Raw genomic sequence first — 18,168 nt, forward strand, 5'->3', positions numbered from 1 at the left:
ATTAACACGTAAGAACGTTCTCACCTTTATGGTGAGGGTTTTGCTTATAGATATTAGCTTATTCATCGGGTAAGGTATTTTTTCAGAGTCAGGGTTGGAGCTAACTTAAAAAAAGATACCAATCATAACTGTAGCTTGTATGGCAAGGCTTACAGAGTAGAAAAAGCTGCCATAAGTATTTTGAAAAAAAAGATGATTCGACCTTGAAGGAGCTATGAAGTGGACGACAATAAGTCATTTTTTGGTCTGCAAAAAATATTAGTTACGTTGCTTGTCTTGAGTGGGAGTGTGAGTGCTAGCACGATGATGCTTATTAAGTCAAGCTCCTCTAATGCTCAAAGTACAGAGAATATAAATGTAAACAATCAACCAAGCAAAGTTGGAATTCAGCAGCAGATTGAAGAACTAAAAGCGACGATGCTTAGAAGTTGGCAGCAACAAGTACAAACAAAAGGTTTTTCATATAAAGTGCCACAGCGTTTTCAAGGAGCAATAGTTGATGCGGCAAAATTGACTCCCGAACAGAAAGTAATTGCGCTCACCTTTGATGATGGCCCATGGCCTGAAAGTACCGGGCAAGTACTAGATATTCTCAAAAAAAATCAGATTAAAGGGACATTTTTTCTCATTGGGCAAAACGTGAAGAATTATCCAGGCTTAGTGAAGCGGGAGATTGCTGAGGGTCACGTAATTGGTAATCACACTTGGCATCATTGGTATCAATTCTTAAATCCACAAGCAGCTGCCTATGAAATTGACCACACAGCAGACTTGATTTATCAAGTGACAGGGATTAAAACAAATTTATTTCGACCACCAGGGGGAATCATGCACAATGGGGTGGCTAGTTACGCTAGAAATAGCAAATATGCCATCATTCGCTGGTCATCTGACTCTGTAGACTACTCACGTCCTGCTGTACCAAAATTAATTAATAATGTATTTAGGAGGGCCAAGCCAGGTGGAATTGTGCTAATGCATGATGGTGGTGGTAATCGCTCTAAAACTGTGCAAGCTTTACCAGAAATTATTGCCAACTTTCGGAAACAGGGCTATAGGTTTGTTACTATTCCTGAACTTTTAGAAATGCAAGATAAAGATCAAAAACTAACTGCAAACAAAAAAACCGTCCAAAACTAACATCTGAACGGAATTTTAACGTATTAATACTTTATGCCAATCTAGTTATGTTGCCAGTTGTGCTGATACCTTACAACTACAAGTCAGGAGGTAAAATCACCTGATCGATTGCGTGGATTACGCCGTTACTACCTGTGATATCTGCCTGTGTGACTTTAGCATCATTGACAGTTACACCAGTAGCAGGATCGACTTTAACGTTGATTGTGCCGCCTTCAAGGCTTTTAACTTCGCCAGACTTTAAGTCAGCAGACAATACCTTACCAGCTACTACATGGTAAGTTAAAATCTTGAGCAATACTTCTTTGTTATCTGGCTTTAACAATTCTTGCAAAGCATCTGGTGGCAACTTAGCAAAAGCTGCATCTGTGGGTGCAAAAATAGTTAAGTTATCTTTGCCTTGCAAAGCTGCGCTTAATCCTGCTGCTTTTAAAGCCTTGGTCAAGGTGGTAAAGGAAGCGTTTGACTCTGCCAAGGCTAACAAGTTTTTGCCTTGATTGTCGCTTGCCCCTGGCCCTGGTGGAGTTGTAGATGGTTTGGTAGGTTGAGTTTCTGGGGTAGTACCTGGAGTGACGGGTGTAGGTTCACTAGGTGTAACATTACCACCACCACGGTTATAAGGAGGCTCGTTGAAAATACTTGGTTTGGGATTTAGCGTTGCACCACTTTTCTGTGCTACTGGTTTGCGTTTGGTATTGCCCTTTTCTATTTGGGAAACAGCTTCGGCAGGTGTATATTGAGTGTTTGCTTGAAGGCGTTGACCTTGGTTATAGGGAGCTTCGTTGAAAATACTGGGGTTAGGATTTAGTACCTCTTTCGCATCAGATGGTAAAGTAATGAGGACGCTGAAACTAGTAAATCCTGCTATGCCTGCCAACGTGGTCAGAAATTTGCTGTAATTTGTCTTCATAAATTTTGTTTTTCTTTTTGTCCACACATTACATAAAGATTTATAACATTTTGCTATGCACAAAATCTAACTCAAGAGGGAAGTAAGATTTTTCTCTAGAAGAGTTTGTGCTAGTGAGGTAAAATATTTAACCTCGATTCACGCTGATAGGTATGAAATATATCTACCATATATTTTATGTAAATTGAGCAAGTTTTCTCCACCACACGAAAATTTAAAAATCCCACTCGGTGTAACATAAATTCTCAGAAAGTGTGAAACTCTTACCTCTACAAGTTATGAGTTACAATTAGCTACGGGAAAAAATTATACTTAAAAGACAATTTATATACAAACTTGTACGTAAATTAATAGTTGATTCATAAATCCTGAATTACATAGAGAAGAAGGCTATATTTCAGAATTAACCATTGATTATTCAGCAAAAACACAGAAATTAATTACCGAAATCTTTTAACGTAGGCTAACGCTGACAAAAATTGTAGTAACTGTTGAAGACCCACGAATGAGGGGTTGAGTTTATTTATATGCTGAATTAAATTACTTAATTATTTATTTGATATTCTAAGAAATCAGAAAACAATATTTTTTTTAATTGATAATTTTGCCAAAAATCAGGCATCGGTTAAACCCTAATGTCAATTAAATAGATAGCTAACCAACTAATACCAATCAAAATTACTTAAACTAAAGATACAATTGTAAAGTTAATAAGTTGACCAGTTACAAGAGATAGAACACATGCTGGAATTATACCAATGGGAACTCTCTCAATACTCAGAGAAAGTGCGCCTAATTCTAGATTTTAAAGGACTAGATTACCGCAAAATAGAGGTCACGCCTGGGATTGGACAAGTAGAACTGTTCCGGCTGACTGGTCAAAGACAAGTGCCTGTATTAAAGGATCGTAATAAATATATTGCGGATTCTACGGAAATAGCTAAGTATTTAGATTTAGAGTATCCCGATCGCCCCCTAATGCCGCAAGATCCTAAACAACGGGGTTTAACTTTATTAATAGAAGAATGGGCCGATGAGTCCATAGGCATCAAAGGTCGCAAAGCACTATTTGCAGCCGTAAGTCAAGATCAAAATTTTCGTAAGTCTTTATTACCCACCTCAACACCAGATATATTTAAAAGTCTGGTTCAAGGAGTACCTAGTGACTTACTGACAGTGTTGGGTTTTAGCGTAGGTTACAGCCCAGATGTGATACAGTCAGCGATCGCATCTTTAAAACAAGACTTGGAAGCCTTAACGTTATTATTGGCAGATAGTCCCTATTTAACAGGAGATGAACCGACTTTAGCTGACTTAGCGGTGGCTGGATTATCGATATTACTCAAGTTCCCCTCTGGCCCCTATCTGGATTTACCAGCTTCTATTAGAGGTAAAGGATTGCCAATCTTTGCCGAGAATATAGATTATGCACCATTCTTCACCTGGCGCGATCGCCTTTACGCCCAATTCCGCAAACCTTTAATTAGTACCACTCCATCAACAGGAAGTGCGCCAACCTCGATTCAGATTGATTAGGGACTGGGGACTGGGGACTGGGGATTGGGGACTAATGACCAATGACTAATGACCAATGACAAATGACAAATGACTAATCAGATGAATTCGGCACAGCCATTAGGTTCGGTCATTCAAGGTTCTTTAACTGAAGGTTTAGAAGTCCGATTGCATCCTGACATTTCTGTAGAAGATATGCGGGTGGGTAAGTTTCTTGTTGTGCAAGGGATGCGATCGCGTTTTTTTTGTATGCTGACAGATGTAGCATTGGGAGCTGCTAATGCCCGAATTATTGCTAATCCCCCCAGTTGGGAAGACACTTTTTTACGAGATGTTTTAGCCGGAAGTGGTACTTATGGTACTATTAACCTCGCGCCGATGTTGATGTTCACTCCCGAAACTGAAGAATCATTCTCCCCAACAAATGGCAAATCGGCAAATCCTTTCCTGCCATCGATGACGGGTTTGGCTTCATTTGTGCCCCAAACCAGCACGACGATGGAATTGTTGCCTGTTAAAACTATTCCTAGCCACTTTAGTCAAGTTTACGACGCAAGTATTGACGATTTTCGCCGGGTGTTTGGTTGGGAAGATGACCCCCAAAGACGCAACTTTTCCATCGGCAAACCTTTGGATATGGATGTGCCCGTTTGCATCGATTTAAATCGCTTCGTAGAACGCAGTAATGGGGTGTTTGGGAAATCTGGTACTGGCAAATCTTTTCTAACGCGGCTACTTTTAGCTGGCGTTATCCGTAAAAATGCGGCAGTCAATTTGATTTTTGATATGCACTCCGAGTATGGCTGGGAAGCCGTTGCAGAAGGTAAGAATGTCAGTACTGTTAAAGGCTTAAAGCAACTTTTTCCTAGTAAGGTAGAAGTTTATACCCTCGACCCAGAATCGACAAAGCGCCGTGGTGTGCGTGATGCCCAAGAACTTTATTTGAGCTATGAGCAAATAGAAGTTGAAGATATTAAGTTATGTAGTCGAGATTTAGGACTCTCTGATGCAGCCTTAGATAACGCCAATATTCTGTATAGCGAATTTGGCAAGTCTTGGATTGTCCAGTTGTTGAATATGACCAACGAAGAAATCGAGATGTTCTGCGACGAGAAGCGCGGACACAAAGGCTCGATTATGGCATTGCAGCGCAAACTATTGCGGATGGATAGCTTGAAGTATATGCGAGCAGTTTGCCCCCAGAATTATATTAGTAAAATTGTGCAATGCCTGGAATCTGGGAAGAATGTTGTGATAGAATTTGGTTCCCAGTCTAATATGCTCTCTTATATGCTGGTGACGAATATGATCACCCGACGTATTCACGAGCATTACGTCAAAAAAGCAGACAAATTTCTGCAAAGCAAAAATCCTTGCGATCGCCCCACGCCATTGATGATTACCATTGAAGAGGCGCACCGTTTCCTTGACCCGGCTATCGTCCAAAGTACTATCTTTGGGACTATTGCCCGCGAACTGCGAAAATATTTTGTCACACTTTTGGTAGTTGATCAACGCCCGTCAGGCATAGATAATGAAGTTATGTCGCAAATTGGGACTCGTATTACTGCTTTGCTGAATGATGAAAAAGACATTGACGCGATTTTTACAGGTGTATCTGGTGGTAGCGGACTGCGATCGGTATTGGCAAAGCTAGACTCGAAGCAACAAGCCTTAATTTTGGGTCACGCCGTTCCCATGCCCGTAGTAGTGCGTACCCGTCCTTATGACGCAACTTTTTACGCAGAAATTGGTGAGCCAGCCTGGGAAGAAAAACCTGACGCAGAAGTATTCGCCGCTGCGGAACTAGCCAAAGCTGACCTTGGATTTTAGATTGTCCTTTGTCCTTTGCAAATGACCAATACTTCTCTACGAACGCGAACAGGGTGTCGGAGACAGAGATTGCGCCAACGGCTTACCTCGGCTCCACTCGGCACGAGTCGCTCGGTACAAGTGACTAATGACCAATGACAAATGACCAATTCGTGACATCCCTCCATTGTCACAGCAAATTAAGTTCGGTTATCCGGCTAGTTTTTGGCAACAGAAGAGGGGTTTTTGGCGTCACTATAGATGTAGTCAGTAATTTCAAAGGAAATTTAAAATTTTTTCTATAACGGCTGCTTTTGAATTATAATCATAGGTTTTATCTTAAGATAGTTTACTATTTGCCTGATTTATCGTATCATAAGTTAAGTAGAACTCATACCGACTTCGGATTTGCCGCTCGGTGTTAGTAACTGTCCAAGAGAAGAATTCTCAAAAATAACCAGCGTGCTTATAAAAGATTGAAAATTTAGGGAAGGTAGGGGAACCTATCATTGGGGGCTTACCGTCTTAACAACGGCTGTATCAATTAACTAATTGCTTTTGGTAGCTCCCAATATTTCGTGATAGATGTACTACTTTTTCCCATCCATTTTAGTAATAAAACATACATTATCTTTACGAAGTAGAGGACATCGCACCAATGCCTACTGTCAATAGCCAAACCGAAAACCTCAACACCAAATTCACGGCTGATATGGTGCGAACCTATCTGCGAGAAATTGGTCGTGTACCACTGCTAACCCGCGAACAAGAAATTGTCTTTGGGAAGCAAGTGCAACAAATGATGACGCTGATCGACGCCAAGGAAGCTTTGGCGAAGAAGTTGCAACGCGAACCAGATATTTCAGAGTGGGCCGATCACGTTCAACAATCGGAAACCGATGTGCAACAAACAGTGGCGCAAGGTAAGCGGGCAAAGCAAAAAATGATCGAAGCGAATTTACGCTTGGTTGTTGCTATTGCTAAAAAGTATCAAAAGCGAAATATGGAGTTTCTGGATTTAATCCAGGAAGGAACACTAGGATTAGAGCGGGGTGTGGAGAAATTTGACCCGATGAGGGGTTATAAGTTCTCAACTTACGCTTACTGGTGGATTCGCCAAGCAATTACTCGTGCGATCGCTCAACAAGGACGTACTATTCGCTTACCGATCCACATTACCGAGAAACTGAACAAAATCAAAAAAGTGCAGCGCGAGTTGGCTCAAACCTTGGGGCGATCGCCGACTCCAGCCGAAATTGCCAAAGCACTAGAATTAGAACCTGCTCAGATTCGCGAGTACCTGAATATGGCTCGTCAACCAGTTTCTTTGGATGTGCGGGTTGGTGAGAACCAGGATACTGAGTTGCAAGAAATGCTCGAAGATGATGGCCCATCACCAGAGTATTACACTAACCAGGAATTCTTACGCCAAGACTTGAACAATCTGCTAGCAGAGCTAACCCCGCAACAGCGAGAAGTTGTAGCTTTACGCTTTGGTTTAGAAGATGGTAATGAAATGTCATTGGCGAAAGTAGGTGAGAGATTGAATCTCAGCCGCGAACGCGTTCGTCAGTTAGAGCATCAAGCTTTGGCTCATCTGCGTCGCCGTCGTGCCAATGTCAAAGAATACGTTGCTAGTTAAAACGAGAGACGCAAGATTTTGCGTCTCTACACCACTTTGGTGATGCGCCTCCTGAATTCAGGGGGCGATTTTTTTTTGCTGAAAACTAGAAAAATGTGTGCTTGCTTCCCCGTAAGCAAATTTTTTATTGCTCATTTTTTATCAGTTTAAAGGTCAAAAGGCTTTGAATTTGAAACCCCCATTCACTAGTAGGGAATGGGGGCTAGGGGGGTTAGATTTTTGAGGCTCAGATGTGAGCAATAATACTTTTCAAACAACCTCTTAGGAGACTGGGTTAGAGAATGAGAGTTATCAAACTTTTTCCGCAATTGGAATGCTCCCCTTACAAGTGGATTTTTAACTTCCTTGGTTATAGATACAAGAGTGTAAATTCAGATAAATAAAGCTGAGGAGCGAGCTAAAATTGCGTTGCTCTAAAGTCATCAAAGATTTGTAACTGTAGTAGGACTAGACAAAGCTAAAATAATAGCTGGTTAACTCTATACCAGTCTTATCTTGAACTACTCCTAACAAGTCACCATCATTCTGATATATGAGTGTATCAAGATCGCTAGTTCCCTCATAATTTGCAGTACCAAGATAAAAAGAACTTGCACTTCCTTTCAATTGGATATAGTCATTCGCAGGATTGTAGTCTTGTATCGTAGCGTAGCCACCTCCCTGATAAAAGTTTCCATCATAGGATGTACCTAAAACAAACCTATCGTAGCCACTGCCACCATTTAAGACATCATATTCATAACTGTCGTAGGCAGTTGAGCTAGAACCCTGTAAAGTATCGCCACCATCTCCACCATATAGAGTGTCACTGCCAGAGTATCCATATAAACTGTCACTTCCATCGTCTCCGTATAAGACGTCGTTACCTGTCCAACCATTTAGGTAGTCATTGCCGCTATATCCATAGAGGTAATCGTCGTTAGTATTGCCATAGATGGTATCATCTCCCTCATAAGCATAGGCAAAAATACTGTCTGAACCACTGTAGCTTTGATAATCATTTCCACTTGTGCCGTAATAGTAATAAGCCATGTCTTTGCCCTCAATAATTTGGTTAGATTCTTGATCGATCTGAATCTTACATAGATTCTAAAGGGCTAATATCAAGTTTGTCGGTCGGAAAAGGTCGGGAAAAGGTCGGGTTCTTTTTCGTAGATTTACGTAAACTTTTGACAAAAAATCAAGTTTATGGTGTGAATATTGTAGTGAGCCTGTATTACTACCGAAAGCAATGACGGTTGAAGAAGCGATCGCAATAGTTGAGCAATTATTGGAACGAGGACGCTTAACGAGAGCGCAAGAGATTGTATTTCGCTACGCTTGGGAAGGGAAAACTTATCTCGAAATGGCGCGAACAGTCACTTATGACCCCGGTCACATCAAAGATGTTGGCTCGGAATTATGGCGATCGCTCTCTCAAGCTTTGGGCGAAAAAGTTACCAAAAATAACCTGCAAGGAGTGCTGAAGCGAACCGCACAGCGACAACAGGACATAAACACCTCCTCAACCTTAAACTTTCAACCCTTTACGAACTATACAAATTGGGGGGAAGCAATCGACGTTTCCCAGTTCTATGGACGTACTACAGAATTAGAAACCCTCAGCCAATGGATTGTGAGAGATCGCGCTCGTGTAGTCACTCTATTAGGTATGGGTGGTATGGGCAAAACCGCGCTCTCGGTGAAGTTAGCAGAACAATTACAGGGAGAATTTGAATATGTGATTTGGCGATCGCTCCGACACGCACCTTTTTTTCATGACAAGGTGACGGAGTGCATCAAAATTTTTTCTCATCAACAAGTTACCACATTGCCTGCCTCCCCCTATGAGCAAATTACTTGTTTAATCGAGTATCTCCGCAAATATCGATGCTTACTGATTCTGGATAATTTCGACACATTATTGGAGCAAGGTAAAGGGACAGGCTGTTACCGTGAGGGCTACGAACCCTACTGCGAACTTCTGTGGCGATTAGGAGAAACTGGGCATCAAAGCTCTATTTTGCTCACTAGCCGGGAAAAACCTACTGAAGTTGCTGCCTTAGAAGGTGATGGTTTGCCAGTCCGTACCCTTGCTTTATCAGGATTAGAAGTCGCAGCCGGGCAAAAAATTCTGAAACTCAAAGGGCTATCAGGCTCCGAGGACGAAACCCGCCAACTGGTTGAGTGTTACGGTGGTAATCCCCTAGCTTTGAAAATTGCCGCCACTTCCATTCGGGACTTACATGAAGGTAACATTGCCTGCTTCTTCGCCGAAGGCACAACCGTATTTCAGGGCATTGGCAATCTTCTAGAACAACAATTCAAAAGACTCTCCACGTCTGAGCAGCAAGTGATGTACTGGCTGGCAATTAATCGGGGCAAGCTTTCCTCGACAGAATTGCAAACAGCTTTCACACCAATATTGCCTAAGCCTAAGTTAATGTCAGTCCTCGAATCTTTACGCTGGCGTAGCTTGATAGAAAGCAATACTGGAGGATTCACACAGCAACCTGTAGTGATGGAATATGTGACAAAGTGCTTGATTGAGCAAGTCTGCAAGGAAATCGTAACAGAATCATCGCAATATCTGGTGACTTATGCTTCGATGCAAGCCCTAGCAAAAGACTACATCCGCGATAGTCAAATTCATCTGATTGTAAGACCTATTCTAAATCAACTACTAATAACCCTTGGCTCTGCCGATCAGCTTGAGGATAAACTTGGCAGACTAGTTAGAAAGCTCCAAAAAGAAAAACCCGATCCACAAGGGGATGAAGTTTTTAGGGATGGAGGATGGGATAAGCAGATAAGAGGGCGCAGGAACAAGGCAGACTCAAACAGTCAGAAGCAATCCCATCCCATTCTGGCTTCGCCCAGATAAGAGGGCGCAAGAACAAGGCAGTCAAACAGTGTTTGGGCAGTTGCGGTGAGTCCAGATTCTCAACAAATGTTGAGACCAGCCGCACTTATGAAGGCATGATTATTACTAGGGTGACAGGCTTGAGTGAAGCAGAGGTAGTAACTTTAAAAACTTTAGGAGCGCTAGAAGTAAATTGATACAGCAGAATTCAGAATTCGGAATTCAGGAGTGTGTACCTCACCAACTTGAAATCTGCTGTATATGTCCCAATACGCTTAGGTTAGCGCCAAAAACCTTGAAATGTGTAGTGGCGTGGCAAGCTTAAAATAGTGGATTAGATGTAGGTTGGGTGGAGCGGAGCGCAACCCAACACATATCAGGATGTTGGGTTACGCAAAGCCTCCACCCAACCTACAATTTTTTTGCAACATTTTAGCCTTGCCACGCCAGTAGGTTGGGTTGAGGAACGTAGCAAGATCCCGCAGGATAACCCAACATTTTCGGGACTTTGTTGGGTTGCGCTTTGCTTAACCCAACCTACTGGCGTGTCAAGACTAAATTTGTGCATTAGCAAACTCTTGTGGGATGGGCTTCTAGCCCGTCCTAATTGGCGGGCAAGATGCCCGCCCCACAAGAAAATTTATTGCAACATTTTAGCCTTGACACGCCACTACAATTTTCCTTAACCCAAGCGTATTGGTATATGTCCCAGTCCCTAATCCCCAGCCACCAGTTCAATTAGTTGAAAAACGTTTCAAATCTTGTAAAACTGCGGTGGCTGATTGATAGCGATCGCTAAAATGATAGCAAACCATCTTATCTAAAATTGCCGCTAATTCTGCACTCACTTGCACCGTTTGCCGCCACATCACATTACCCGTTTCTGGATCTGGATGGAGTTCTTGCGGTGGTATCCCAGTTATGGCTTGAATAGCAATCATTCCTAAAGCATAAATGTCACTGCACAAGCGGGGATGACCGGCAAATTGTTCTGGAGGTGCATAACCCCGCGTCCCGATGGCTACTGTCGCTAATTCTGTTTGTTCACTACTCGGTGGTTGCATTAATTTTACAGCCCCAAAGTCAATCAATACTAGCTGATTATTTTGAGCGCATCTAATAATATTAGTCGGTTTGAGATCGCGATGAATCACTCGATGCTGATGAACAAATTCTAGGACTTCTAAAACTTGTTTGAGCATTTCCATCACAAATGATTCGTTTTGGACATTTTGTACGGGTGGTAATTCTTCACTTAGGGTATGTCCCTCAATATATTGTTGAATTAAATAAAATTCTTGATTATCTTCAAAATAAGCAAGTAGTTCAGGAATCTGATGATGTTTACCCAAAATTTCTAAAATTTCAGCTTCACTATGAAACAATCTGCGAGCGACTTGCAAAAATCGTGTATCTTGACGGGCTGGCATTAACTTTTTAACTACACAAGTAGGATTACCCGGTCGTTGAGTATCCTGTGCTAAATAAGTCCGACCAAATCCACCTGCACCAAGAGTTTTAGAAATTTTGTAGCGTCCACTCAAAAGCAAATCACCTGATTTTATTTCTGGTGAATCAACTAGGGGAGGAAAGTCAACAGACGAGTCGGGAATTGCTGTTTTATCTTCTAAGAGTACATTTAATTGGGCGATCGCTTCTTGTTGTTTTTCAACTTGCAGAACAATCACCTGAGTTTGCCGCTGATTTTGGTAGCTAGTATAAGCGATCGCACAGATACTACTAATCACCAAAGCAAGAGCAGGAGGGATTAACGGCACCCATCCAGCTTGCAAAAACAAAGCAACGCAGATTACTACTAAGCCAAATAGAGTTACTGTTCCCACTACTAGCAAAAGCAGCGGATTTTGCCACCGCAATGCTAAAACACCACCTAATAGCGACCAGCCCCACACCCAAATAAGTTCCACCCAGTTTGGCCAATACCAAATCAAGGGTCGCCCATCCAACACTGTACTGATGAGTTGACTTGCTATCTGTGCATGAATAAATAGAGCAGGCATTCTGGCTGGTTGATCTGGCAAAGCGCTGTATGGTGTATAAAAGCCACCTGGAGGGATATTAGCCGCTGTAGTGCCAATAATTACCAGACGGTCTTTGAATAAACTGGGGTTGACTTGCCCACTAAGAACATCTGTGAGGGTTACTTGGTCGGCGAGGCTATTGGGGTGATGGTAATTTAATAATATTTGATAGCCTTGTGCATCCAAATGTTGGTAGCCACCAGAATTAGGTTGTAAACGCACAAACAAGGTTTTACCTAATATAAAATCTCCTTTTTTAGTGAAATCGTATTCAATACCTTGTTTTTCTAGATAATTAATTGCAATTAATGCACCAAATGCAAATGATGTTGTACATTTTTTGTCTGTGGAGTTAGCAAATAATAAAGTGCGGCGAATAATTTGGTCGTTTTCATTGTCAGCGACCACATCGCTAAACCCGACATTATCTATAGCGGCATTGGGCGGCGGGGGAATTTCATCTCTACCCAAACTGCTGAACAAACAGGTAGTGACAATGTTATCTTGATTTTGGAGATTAGCCGCCAAATTATTGTCTTCCGGTCGGAAAAGATATAAACCAACAATTCGCGGTTGATAAGACTCTATTTTCTTTAATAGCTGATTGATTGCCCGATCTGATAGAGGCCATTTCTCGCGTTTGAGATCGTTATCAGTAATTTTTACTAGCAAAATCCGCCGATCGGGTGCTTCTGCTGGCCGCGATTGCAACATCTGGTCATAAACTCTTAACTCCCAAGGCTGTAACCATTTAAGTTCCCGAACTCCCCAGATAAAGGCGGTAACTCCGACACTGGTAACAAAAATAATTTGCAGCCAGCTTTTGCTCTTAGAAGTTTCACGGGAATCCTGAACTTTGACAAAAGGTACGCGGAGTTTTTCTAATAGTCCACTAATCACGGCGTTGCGGCGATAGCCTGAATTGGGTAGATTTGTAGGCGCAGAAGTTAATTTTCGGAAGCTAGGTTAAAAGCTATTTAACCTGAGTTTGCATTAATGTAGCAATTTACTTGCTTTTTAGAGGCTTTGACGTATTCCTACCTTTAAAGCAAGCTTACGTCCAGCGTCAACCATAAAATCAGATAAGCACTAATCATCTGTTTGAGATGTTTGAACATCTTCAACAGAACTGGTAATTGGGAAAGAAATCGGATTAGTCGATGGAGTTAGTGAATCTAACTGAGGTTGTTCAAGTGATGCTTCAATGCTTGAATCAGCAAAATAGTAGCCCACAATTTTATCATAGTTAGAAGCAACAGCTAAAAAAGCACCACCCAAAATATAGATAGGTAATGGCAGATTAAATTCTTGCAACCAGTCAAACAGTTCCGCTAAGGCAAACAGCACTAAAAAGCAAGCAAGCCAAACCTTCATATTCTTATCCCCTGAATTGAAACAATTCTATTACTAGCTTAAATAGCTTGCATGATAGTTGATGTAATACATAATCACCAACTTACAAGAAAGCAGAGGGGCAGAGGGGGCAGAGGGGGAAGAAGATCGCCTATAAGCCTGGATTTCATCACAAGTGAGAAATCCAAGGGGTGTGGGAGGTGTNGGGGAAGAGGAGTGTGGGGAGTGTGGGGGGTAAGACTTCTTCCCCATCCTCCCACACCTCCCACACCTCCCACACCCCTTGGATTTCTCACTTGTGATGAAATCCAGGCTTATAGGCGATCTTCTTCCCCCTCTGCTCCCCTGCCTTTTCTTGCACAACGTCTATAACCTTAGATGGGTGCAGTTAGAGCCATAGCATCTGCTATATTGCATTAGAAAAATCAAAATATACTATTACAGCAGATGGGAAAACCTGGCGAGTTGCTTTTAGCCAAATACTTTTAAAATGAGTGAGAACCTGAAAGCTCAAGAGGTTACTGATTTGCAGCAATATTTGAGCGAACAGCAAGTTGCGCTGCGCGATAGTGAAGCACGCTACCGTTCACTGGCAGAAGCTAGCGCATCCATCGTCTGGAGGGCAGCACCTTGGGGCAATGTTGTTGATGAGATTCCAACTTGGCAGGCGTTCACAGGGCAAAGTCTCGAACAATATAAAGGATGGGGTTGGGTTGAGGCTCTGCACCCAGAAGATCGTTCATCGATGGTGGAAATTTGGCAACAGGCGTTTCCTACACGCAGTGTTGCAGTTGCTGAGTACCGTGTTCTACGGCATGACGGTGAATACCGATATATGAATATACGCGGTGTGCCTATACTCGATGAAATAGGCGAAATCCGCGAATGGGTGGGAATGTGCGTCGATATTACCGAACGCAAGCAGGCTGAAGCCAAATTGCGCGAGAGTGAGGCGTGTTTTCGGCTGCTGGCTGAAAATTCAACTGATATTATTTCCCGTCTTACAGTAGATGGAATTATTCTGTACGTTTCACCAGCTTGCTACACAGTACTGGGATATCAACCAGAGGAATTAGTCGGTCATCCCAGCCATGAGTTAGTTCACCCTGACGATTTAGCACAGATTGCGAAAAATTATCCAGTCAATGCTGATTTACCAGATATTTATACCATTACTCACCGTGCGCGTCACCAAGACGGACATTATATCTGGTTGGAAGCAACTGTTCGAGCTATCCGCGATCGCCAAACTCAAGAAATTTTAGAAATGCAAGCGTCTTCGCGAGATATTACTAAGCGCAAACAGGTAGAAGAGGAGCAGCGTTTCTTAGCTGAGGCTAGTGGGATTTTGGCTGCATCATTGGACTACGAGACAACCTTAGCAGGTTTGACGCGTTTAGCAGTGCCGGAAATAGCTGATTGGTGCTTAGTTGATATTATTTGTGACAATCAATTAGTTCGCCGGGTTGCAGCAGCCCATGCCAGTCCAGAGAAACAAGAATTGGTAGAACAGTTACAAAATTATCCGCCTGATTTGGCACAAACAGCAGGTGTTGCGAAGGTAATACGGACGGGCAAATCAAAAATTACTCATTTTATTTCTAATGAACAGATGCAAGGGTTAACCCACAACGCCAGTCACTTCAAAATCTTGCAAGAATTAAATCCGACATCTGGCATGAGCGTACCGCTAATCGTTCGGGGACGGGTGTTGGGAGCGATGACTTTAGTCTCTTCTTCAGGTCGTCGCTACGATAACAAAAGCCTGATGTTAGCTGAGGAGTTGGCTTGTCGTGCTGCCGTAGCCGTTGATAATGCCCGACTCTACAGAGAAGCACAGCAATCTCAACAGGCGGCTTTACACGCAGCATCTCGCACTACCCGTCTGCAAGCGATTACCGCTGCCCTTTCTGAATCTCTAACTCCGACACAAGTTGCTGAAGTAATTGTAGAGCAAGGTATAGCAGCTTTGGGAGCTAGTTCTGTTTTTGTGGCACTACTGACTCAAAACGGCACTGAATTAGAAATTGTCCGAACTGTTGGCGAACAACAAGAAATAGTAGATTCATCGCGTCGATTCTCGATTAATGCTTCTGCACCACTGGCAGAAGCAGTAAGAACTAAGCAGCCTATTTGGCAAGAGCCAACCGAAACAAAAGTTGCTCCAAATCTGGCTCAGGAATACGCCCAGTACAACTACGGCGCTTGGATTTCAATTCCATTGATCATCGAGGGACGAGCTATCGGTGGAATGTCTCTAGCTTTTACCGAAATTCAGAAGTTTAATCAAGACGATCGAGCATTTATGCTGGCACTAGCACAGCAGTGCGCTCAAGCGATGGAACGTGCCCGCCTATACGAGGCAGAACAAACCGCCCGGAAAGTAGCAGAAAATGCCAACCGGATAAAAGATGAGTTTCTGGCAGTACTTTCTCATGAATTGCGATCGCCACTCAACCCAATTTTAGGTTGGTCAAAGCTACTCCAAACCAAAAAGCTTGATGAAAAGACAATTCCTCAAGCGCTGAAGACTATTGAGCGAAATGCGAAGTTACAGGCTCAACTGATTGAAGATTTACTGGATATCTCCCGGATTTTACAAGGTAAAATCAGCTTGAATATCTACCCAGTCGATCTGACATCTGTGATTTCCGCAGCAATGGAGACAGTGCGGCTATCAGCAGAAGCTAAATCAATAGAGATGCACATCAGCCTGAAACCAAATTTGGGACAAGTTTTGGGAGACTCCAACCGATTGCAGCAAATCGTTTGGAACCTGCTCTCAAATGCGGTTAAATTTACACCAGAAGGCGGACGGGTTGATATTCGACTATCATCATGTTCTAATGTCAACTCAGCACCCAGTACTCATAACTCAGCACTGATTCAAGTCAGCGACACAGGGAAAGGCATCGACCCCAATTTTCTGCCTTACGTGTTTGAATATTTTCGTCAAGAGAATAGCAGCACCACCAGAAAATTTGGTGGATTGGGGTTAGGATTAGCGATCGTTCGTCACTTAGTCGAACTGCATGGTGGGACAGTCCAAGTAGAAAGTGAAGGCGAAGATCGGGGGGCAACTTTTACTGTGAGATTACCGTTAATCCAAAATCAATTAGAGATTAAACAAGATAGTAGCAATTCTGAGCCATCCTCAAATTTAAATGGTGTCAAAATTTTAGTAGTGGATGATGATACAGATACGCGAGAATTTATTGTCTTCTTACTGGAGCAGTATGGGGCAAATGTAACAGCAGTAACATCAGCCAATGAAGCCTTAGCTACTTTAGCCCAATCCTTGCCAGATATACTTTTAAGTGATATTGGAATGCCAGAAGTGGATGGATGTATGTTCATGCGACAGTTGAGAACACTGCCAGCAGAGCAGGGAGGAAAAATTCGCGCGATCGCACTTACCGCCTATGCTGGAGAAATGAACGCTCAACAGGTACTAACAGCCGGATTTAACAAGCATATTGCCAAACCAGTAGAGCCAAGCGAATTAGTAGATGCGATCGCCAACTTAATCGCTGAATAAACCTGCCTCTACCTTCAGTTCTAAATCATATCTGTAAAAATATTCGCGATCGCTTGTTCCTTCCTCAGTTTTTGCTAATCCACCTACCATCCATCTCAATTAACCAGACAATAGGCTTAACAAGTTGGTTGAGCAACTTGTTAAGCCCCTTGTTAAAGTTAGGCAAACTTCCGCTACAGTGTACTAGCTGCTTTCAGCCAATCTTTGCAATTGGCAAACCAATAGAGCCAGCCAAGTTAATAGCTGAATAAACCTGCCTCTACCTGTTTACCATTACTTGATATTCTCAGGAATGATCGCTTTATATACTAGATCAGAAAGAATCGCTTGTTTGATATCTATCTTACGCGAAATGATTTTTTCTGCAAAATAAAAATCAGCAACGCCTTGCTGTTCGGCAATGATAGCAGGTGTCAGTCTTCTCAATTTATAAGTACGACGGCTTGCTACCTTTTGTACAACTGATGGATCTAATTTCTGTTCATCAACTAAAATTTTGGCATAATCGCTTGGGTTTTTTTCAGCTTGCTCTCCTACCTTCTGTGCTTCTTCTAAAAACACTCGCACCAATTGCGGATTTTGGGTAACTAATCCACGCCTGCCAATATAAAACCCGCCGAGAGTATTAATTCCTTTTGCATTTCTCAGATTACGAATCGGGGTAGTTTTTTCCACAGCAGCTAAAAGGGGATCGCTACCCACCCAGGCGTCAGCTTTATCTTGAATAAAGGCGTCGCGGGCTTCAGGTGGAGTCAAAGCAAGGATTTGAATATCGCTAATTTTTAACCCTACCTCTTTCAAAGCTTTTGCTAGTAAATACTGTGCATTAGAACCTACTTGAAAAGCAATTTTCTTCCCTTTAAGATCCGCTACTTTCTTAATGGGAGAATTAGCTTTCACCACAATACCTTGGTTCGTACCATCGCTGGGCGTGCGTCCAGTAAGATAGACAACTTCAGGGATGAGGCCTGGGCGTGCAGCTTGGTCAAATATTGGAGGTGTCTCTCCGACATTGCCGATATCCACCTTACCTTCATTCAGCGCTTTTATCAATTGCGGCCCTGCTGCAAATGGCCCAACCCAATTCACAGTTATACCCAATGCTTTGTAACGTGGCTCAACAGCTTTTTTGGATTTGACAAGATCGCCAGAACTTTGATAAGCCAAGTTAATTACTTTGGCTGTCTGCGCTTGGGTGCTTTGCACAAAGCTACCTGCTAAGGGAGATAATAAAGTAAACAGTCCCAATGCTGAATATTGGAAAATACGCTTTAAGACTGTACGGCGTTGTGGTTGAAATGACTTGTTCATCAGTTATGATTTTCCTCGGAAGTTTTAGCGTTTACGTTGTCAGTCTTACTTTCAAAAGCAAGT

The 18,168-nt window shown here is 42.6% G+C and carries 11 protein-coding genes; 6 read left to right on the top strand and 5 right to left on the bottom strand.

Annotation, left to right across the window (positions count from 1 at the left end; genetic code table 11):
• Positions 1-219 precede the first annotated feature (219 nt).
• Positions 220-1,140 (top strand): polysaccharide deacetylase family protein, encoded by a 921-nt coding sequence (locus CDG76_RS09475; RefSeq protein WP_094348800.1) that lies wholly within the window; start codon positions 220-222, stop codon positions 1,138-1,140.
• A gap of 76 nt (positions 1,141-1,216) precedes the next feature.
• Here the strand turns inward: CDG76_RS09475 and CDG76_RS09480 are convergent, their stop codons facing one another.
• On the bottom strand, positions 1,217-2,050 hold the full coding sequence (locus CDG76_RS09480) for a fasciclin domain-containing protein (protein WP_094348801.1): 834 nt from the start codon (positions 2,048-2,050) through the stop codon (positions 1,217-1,219).
• A gap of 741 nt (positions 2,051-2,791) precedes the next feature.
• Here CDG76_RS09480 and CDG76_RS09485 point away from each other — a divergent pair.
• The 3 genes from CDG76_RS09485 (at position 2,792) to CDG76_RS09495 (ending at position 7,019) form a co-directional block, all read left to right on the top strand.
• A complete protein-coding gene (locus CDG76_RS09485; RefSeq protein ID WP_094348802.1) occupies positions 2,792-3,586 on the top strand; it encodes a glutathione S-transferase family protein in 795 nt (264 codons plus the stop codon).
• 81 nt (positions 3,587-3,667) lie between these two features.
• Entirely contained in the window at positions 3,668-5,398 is a 1,731-nt protein-coding gene (locus CDG76_RS09490; protein ID WP_094349382.1) for a helicase HerA domain-containing protein, read from the top strand.
• A gap of 637 nt (positions 5,399-6,035) precedes the next feature.
• Entirely contained in the window at positions 6,036-7,019 is a 984-nt protein-coding gene (locus CDG76_RS09495; RefSeq protein WP_094348803.1) for an RNA polymerase sigma factor, RpoD/SigA family, read from the top strand.
• A 447-nt stretch (positions 7,020-7,466) separates the two neighbouring features.
• Here the strand turns inward: CDG76_RS09495 and CDG76_RS09500 are convergent, their stop codons facing one another.
• Positions 7,467-8,051, bottom strand: a complete 585-nt coding sequence (locus CDG76_RS09500; RefSeq protein WP_094348804.1) for a calcium-binding protein — start codon at positions 8,049-8,051, stop codon at positions 7,467-7,469.
• A 199-nt stretch (positions 8,052-8,250) separates the two neighbouring features.
• Between CDG76_RS09500 and CDG76_RS09505 the strand changes: the two genes are divergently transcribed.
• On the top strand, positions 8,251-9,882 hold the full coding sequence (locus CDG76_RS09505) for an NB-ARC domain-containing protein (protein ID WP_094348805.1): 1,632 nt from the start codon (positions 8,251-8,253) through the stop codon (positions 9,880-9,882).
• 713 nt (positions 9,883-10,595) lie between these two features.
• On the opposite strand, the gene CDG76_RS09510 is transcribed toward CDG76_RS09505, so the two are convergent.
• Both CDG76_RS09510 and CDG76_RS09515 read right to left on the bottom strand, forming a co-directional pair.
• Positions 10,596-12,803, bottom strand: a complete 2,208-nt coding sequence (locus tag CDG76_RS09510) for a CHASE2 domain-containing protein (protein WP_094348806.1) — start codon at positions 12,801-12,803, stop codon at positions 10,596-10,598.
• Positions 12,804-12,992: 189 nt separating this feature from the next.
• A complete protein-coding gene (locus CDG76_RS09515; RefSeq protein WP_094348807.1) occupies positions 12,993-13,277 on the bottom strand; it encodes a hypothetical protein in 285 nt (94 codons plus the stop codon).
• Between the two features lie 469 nt (positions 13,278-13,746).
• Between CDG76_RS09515 and CDG76_RS09520 the strand changes: the two genes are divergently transcribed.
• Positions 13,747-16,794, top strand: a complete 3,048-nt coding sequence (locus CDG76_RS09520) for a PAS domain S-box protein (RefSeq protein WP_094348808.1) — start codon at positions 13,747-13,749, stop codon at positions 16,792-16,794.
• 273 nt (positions 16,795-17,067) lie between these two features.
• Here CDG76_RS09520 and CDG76_RS09525 read toward each other — a convergent pair whose 3' ends face one another.
• Positions 17,068-18,105 (bottom strand): aliphatic sulfonate ABC transporter substrate-binding protein, encoded by a 1,038-nt coding sequence (locus CDG76_RS09525; protein WP_094348809.1) that lies wholly within the window; start codon positions 18,103-18,105, stop codon positions 17,068-17,070.
• Positions 18,106-18,168: the final 63 nt, after the last annotated feature.

Source organism: Nostoc sp. 'Peltigera membranacea cyanobiont' 210A (genome assembly GCF_002246015.1).
Lineage (GTDB): Bacteria > Cyanobacteriota > Cyanobacteriia > Cyanobacteriales > Nostocaceae > Nostoc.

Bases quoted from the DNA above. Each gene is read 5' to 3' on its own strand.
- CDG76_RS09480 (WP_094348801.1), bottom strand. From the start codon at position 2,050: ATGAAGACAAATTACAGCAAATTTCTGACCACGTTGGCAGGCATAGCA.
- CDG76_RS09485 (WP_094348802.1), top strand. From the start codon at position 2,792: ATGCTGGAATTATACCAATGGGAACTCTCTCAATACTCAGAGAAAGTG.
- CDG76_RS09490 (WP_094349382.1), top strand. From the start codon at position 3,668: ATGAATTCGGCACAGCCATTAGGTTCGGTCATTCAAGGTTCTTTAACT.
- CDG76_RS09495 (WP_094348803.1), top strand. From the start codon at position 6,036: ATGCCTACTGTCAATAGCCAAACCGAAAACCTCAACACCAAATTCACG.
- CDG76_RS09500 (WP_094348804.1), bottom strand. From the start codon at position 8,051: ATGGCTTATTACTATTACGGCACAAGTGGAAATGATTATCAAAGCTAC.
- CDG76_RS09505 (WP_094348805.1), top strand. From the start codon at position 8,251: ATGACGGTTGAAGAAGCGATCGCAATAGTTGAGCAATTATTGGAACGA.
- CDG76_RS09515 (WP_094348807.1), bottom strand. From the start codon at position 13,277: ATGAAGGTTTGGCTTGCTTGCTTTTTAGTGCTGTTTGCCTTAGCGGAA.
- CDG76_RS09520 (WP_094348808.1), top strand. From the start codon at position 13,747: ATGAGTGAGAACCTGAAAGCTCAAGAGGTTACTGATTTGCAGCAATAT.
- CDG76_RS09525 (WP_094348809.1), bottom strand. From the start codon at position 18,105: ATGAACAAGTCATTTCAACCACAACGCCGTACAGTCTTAAAGCGTATT.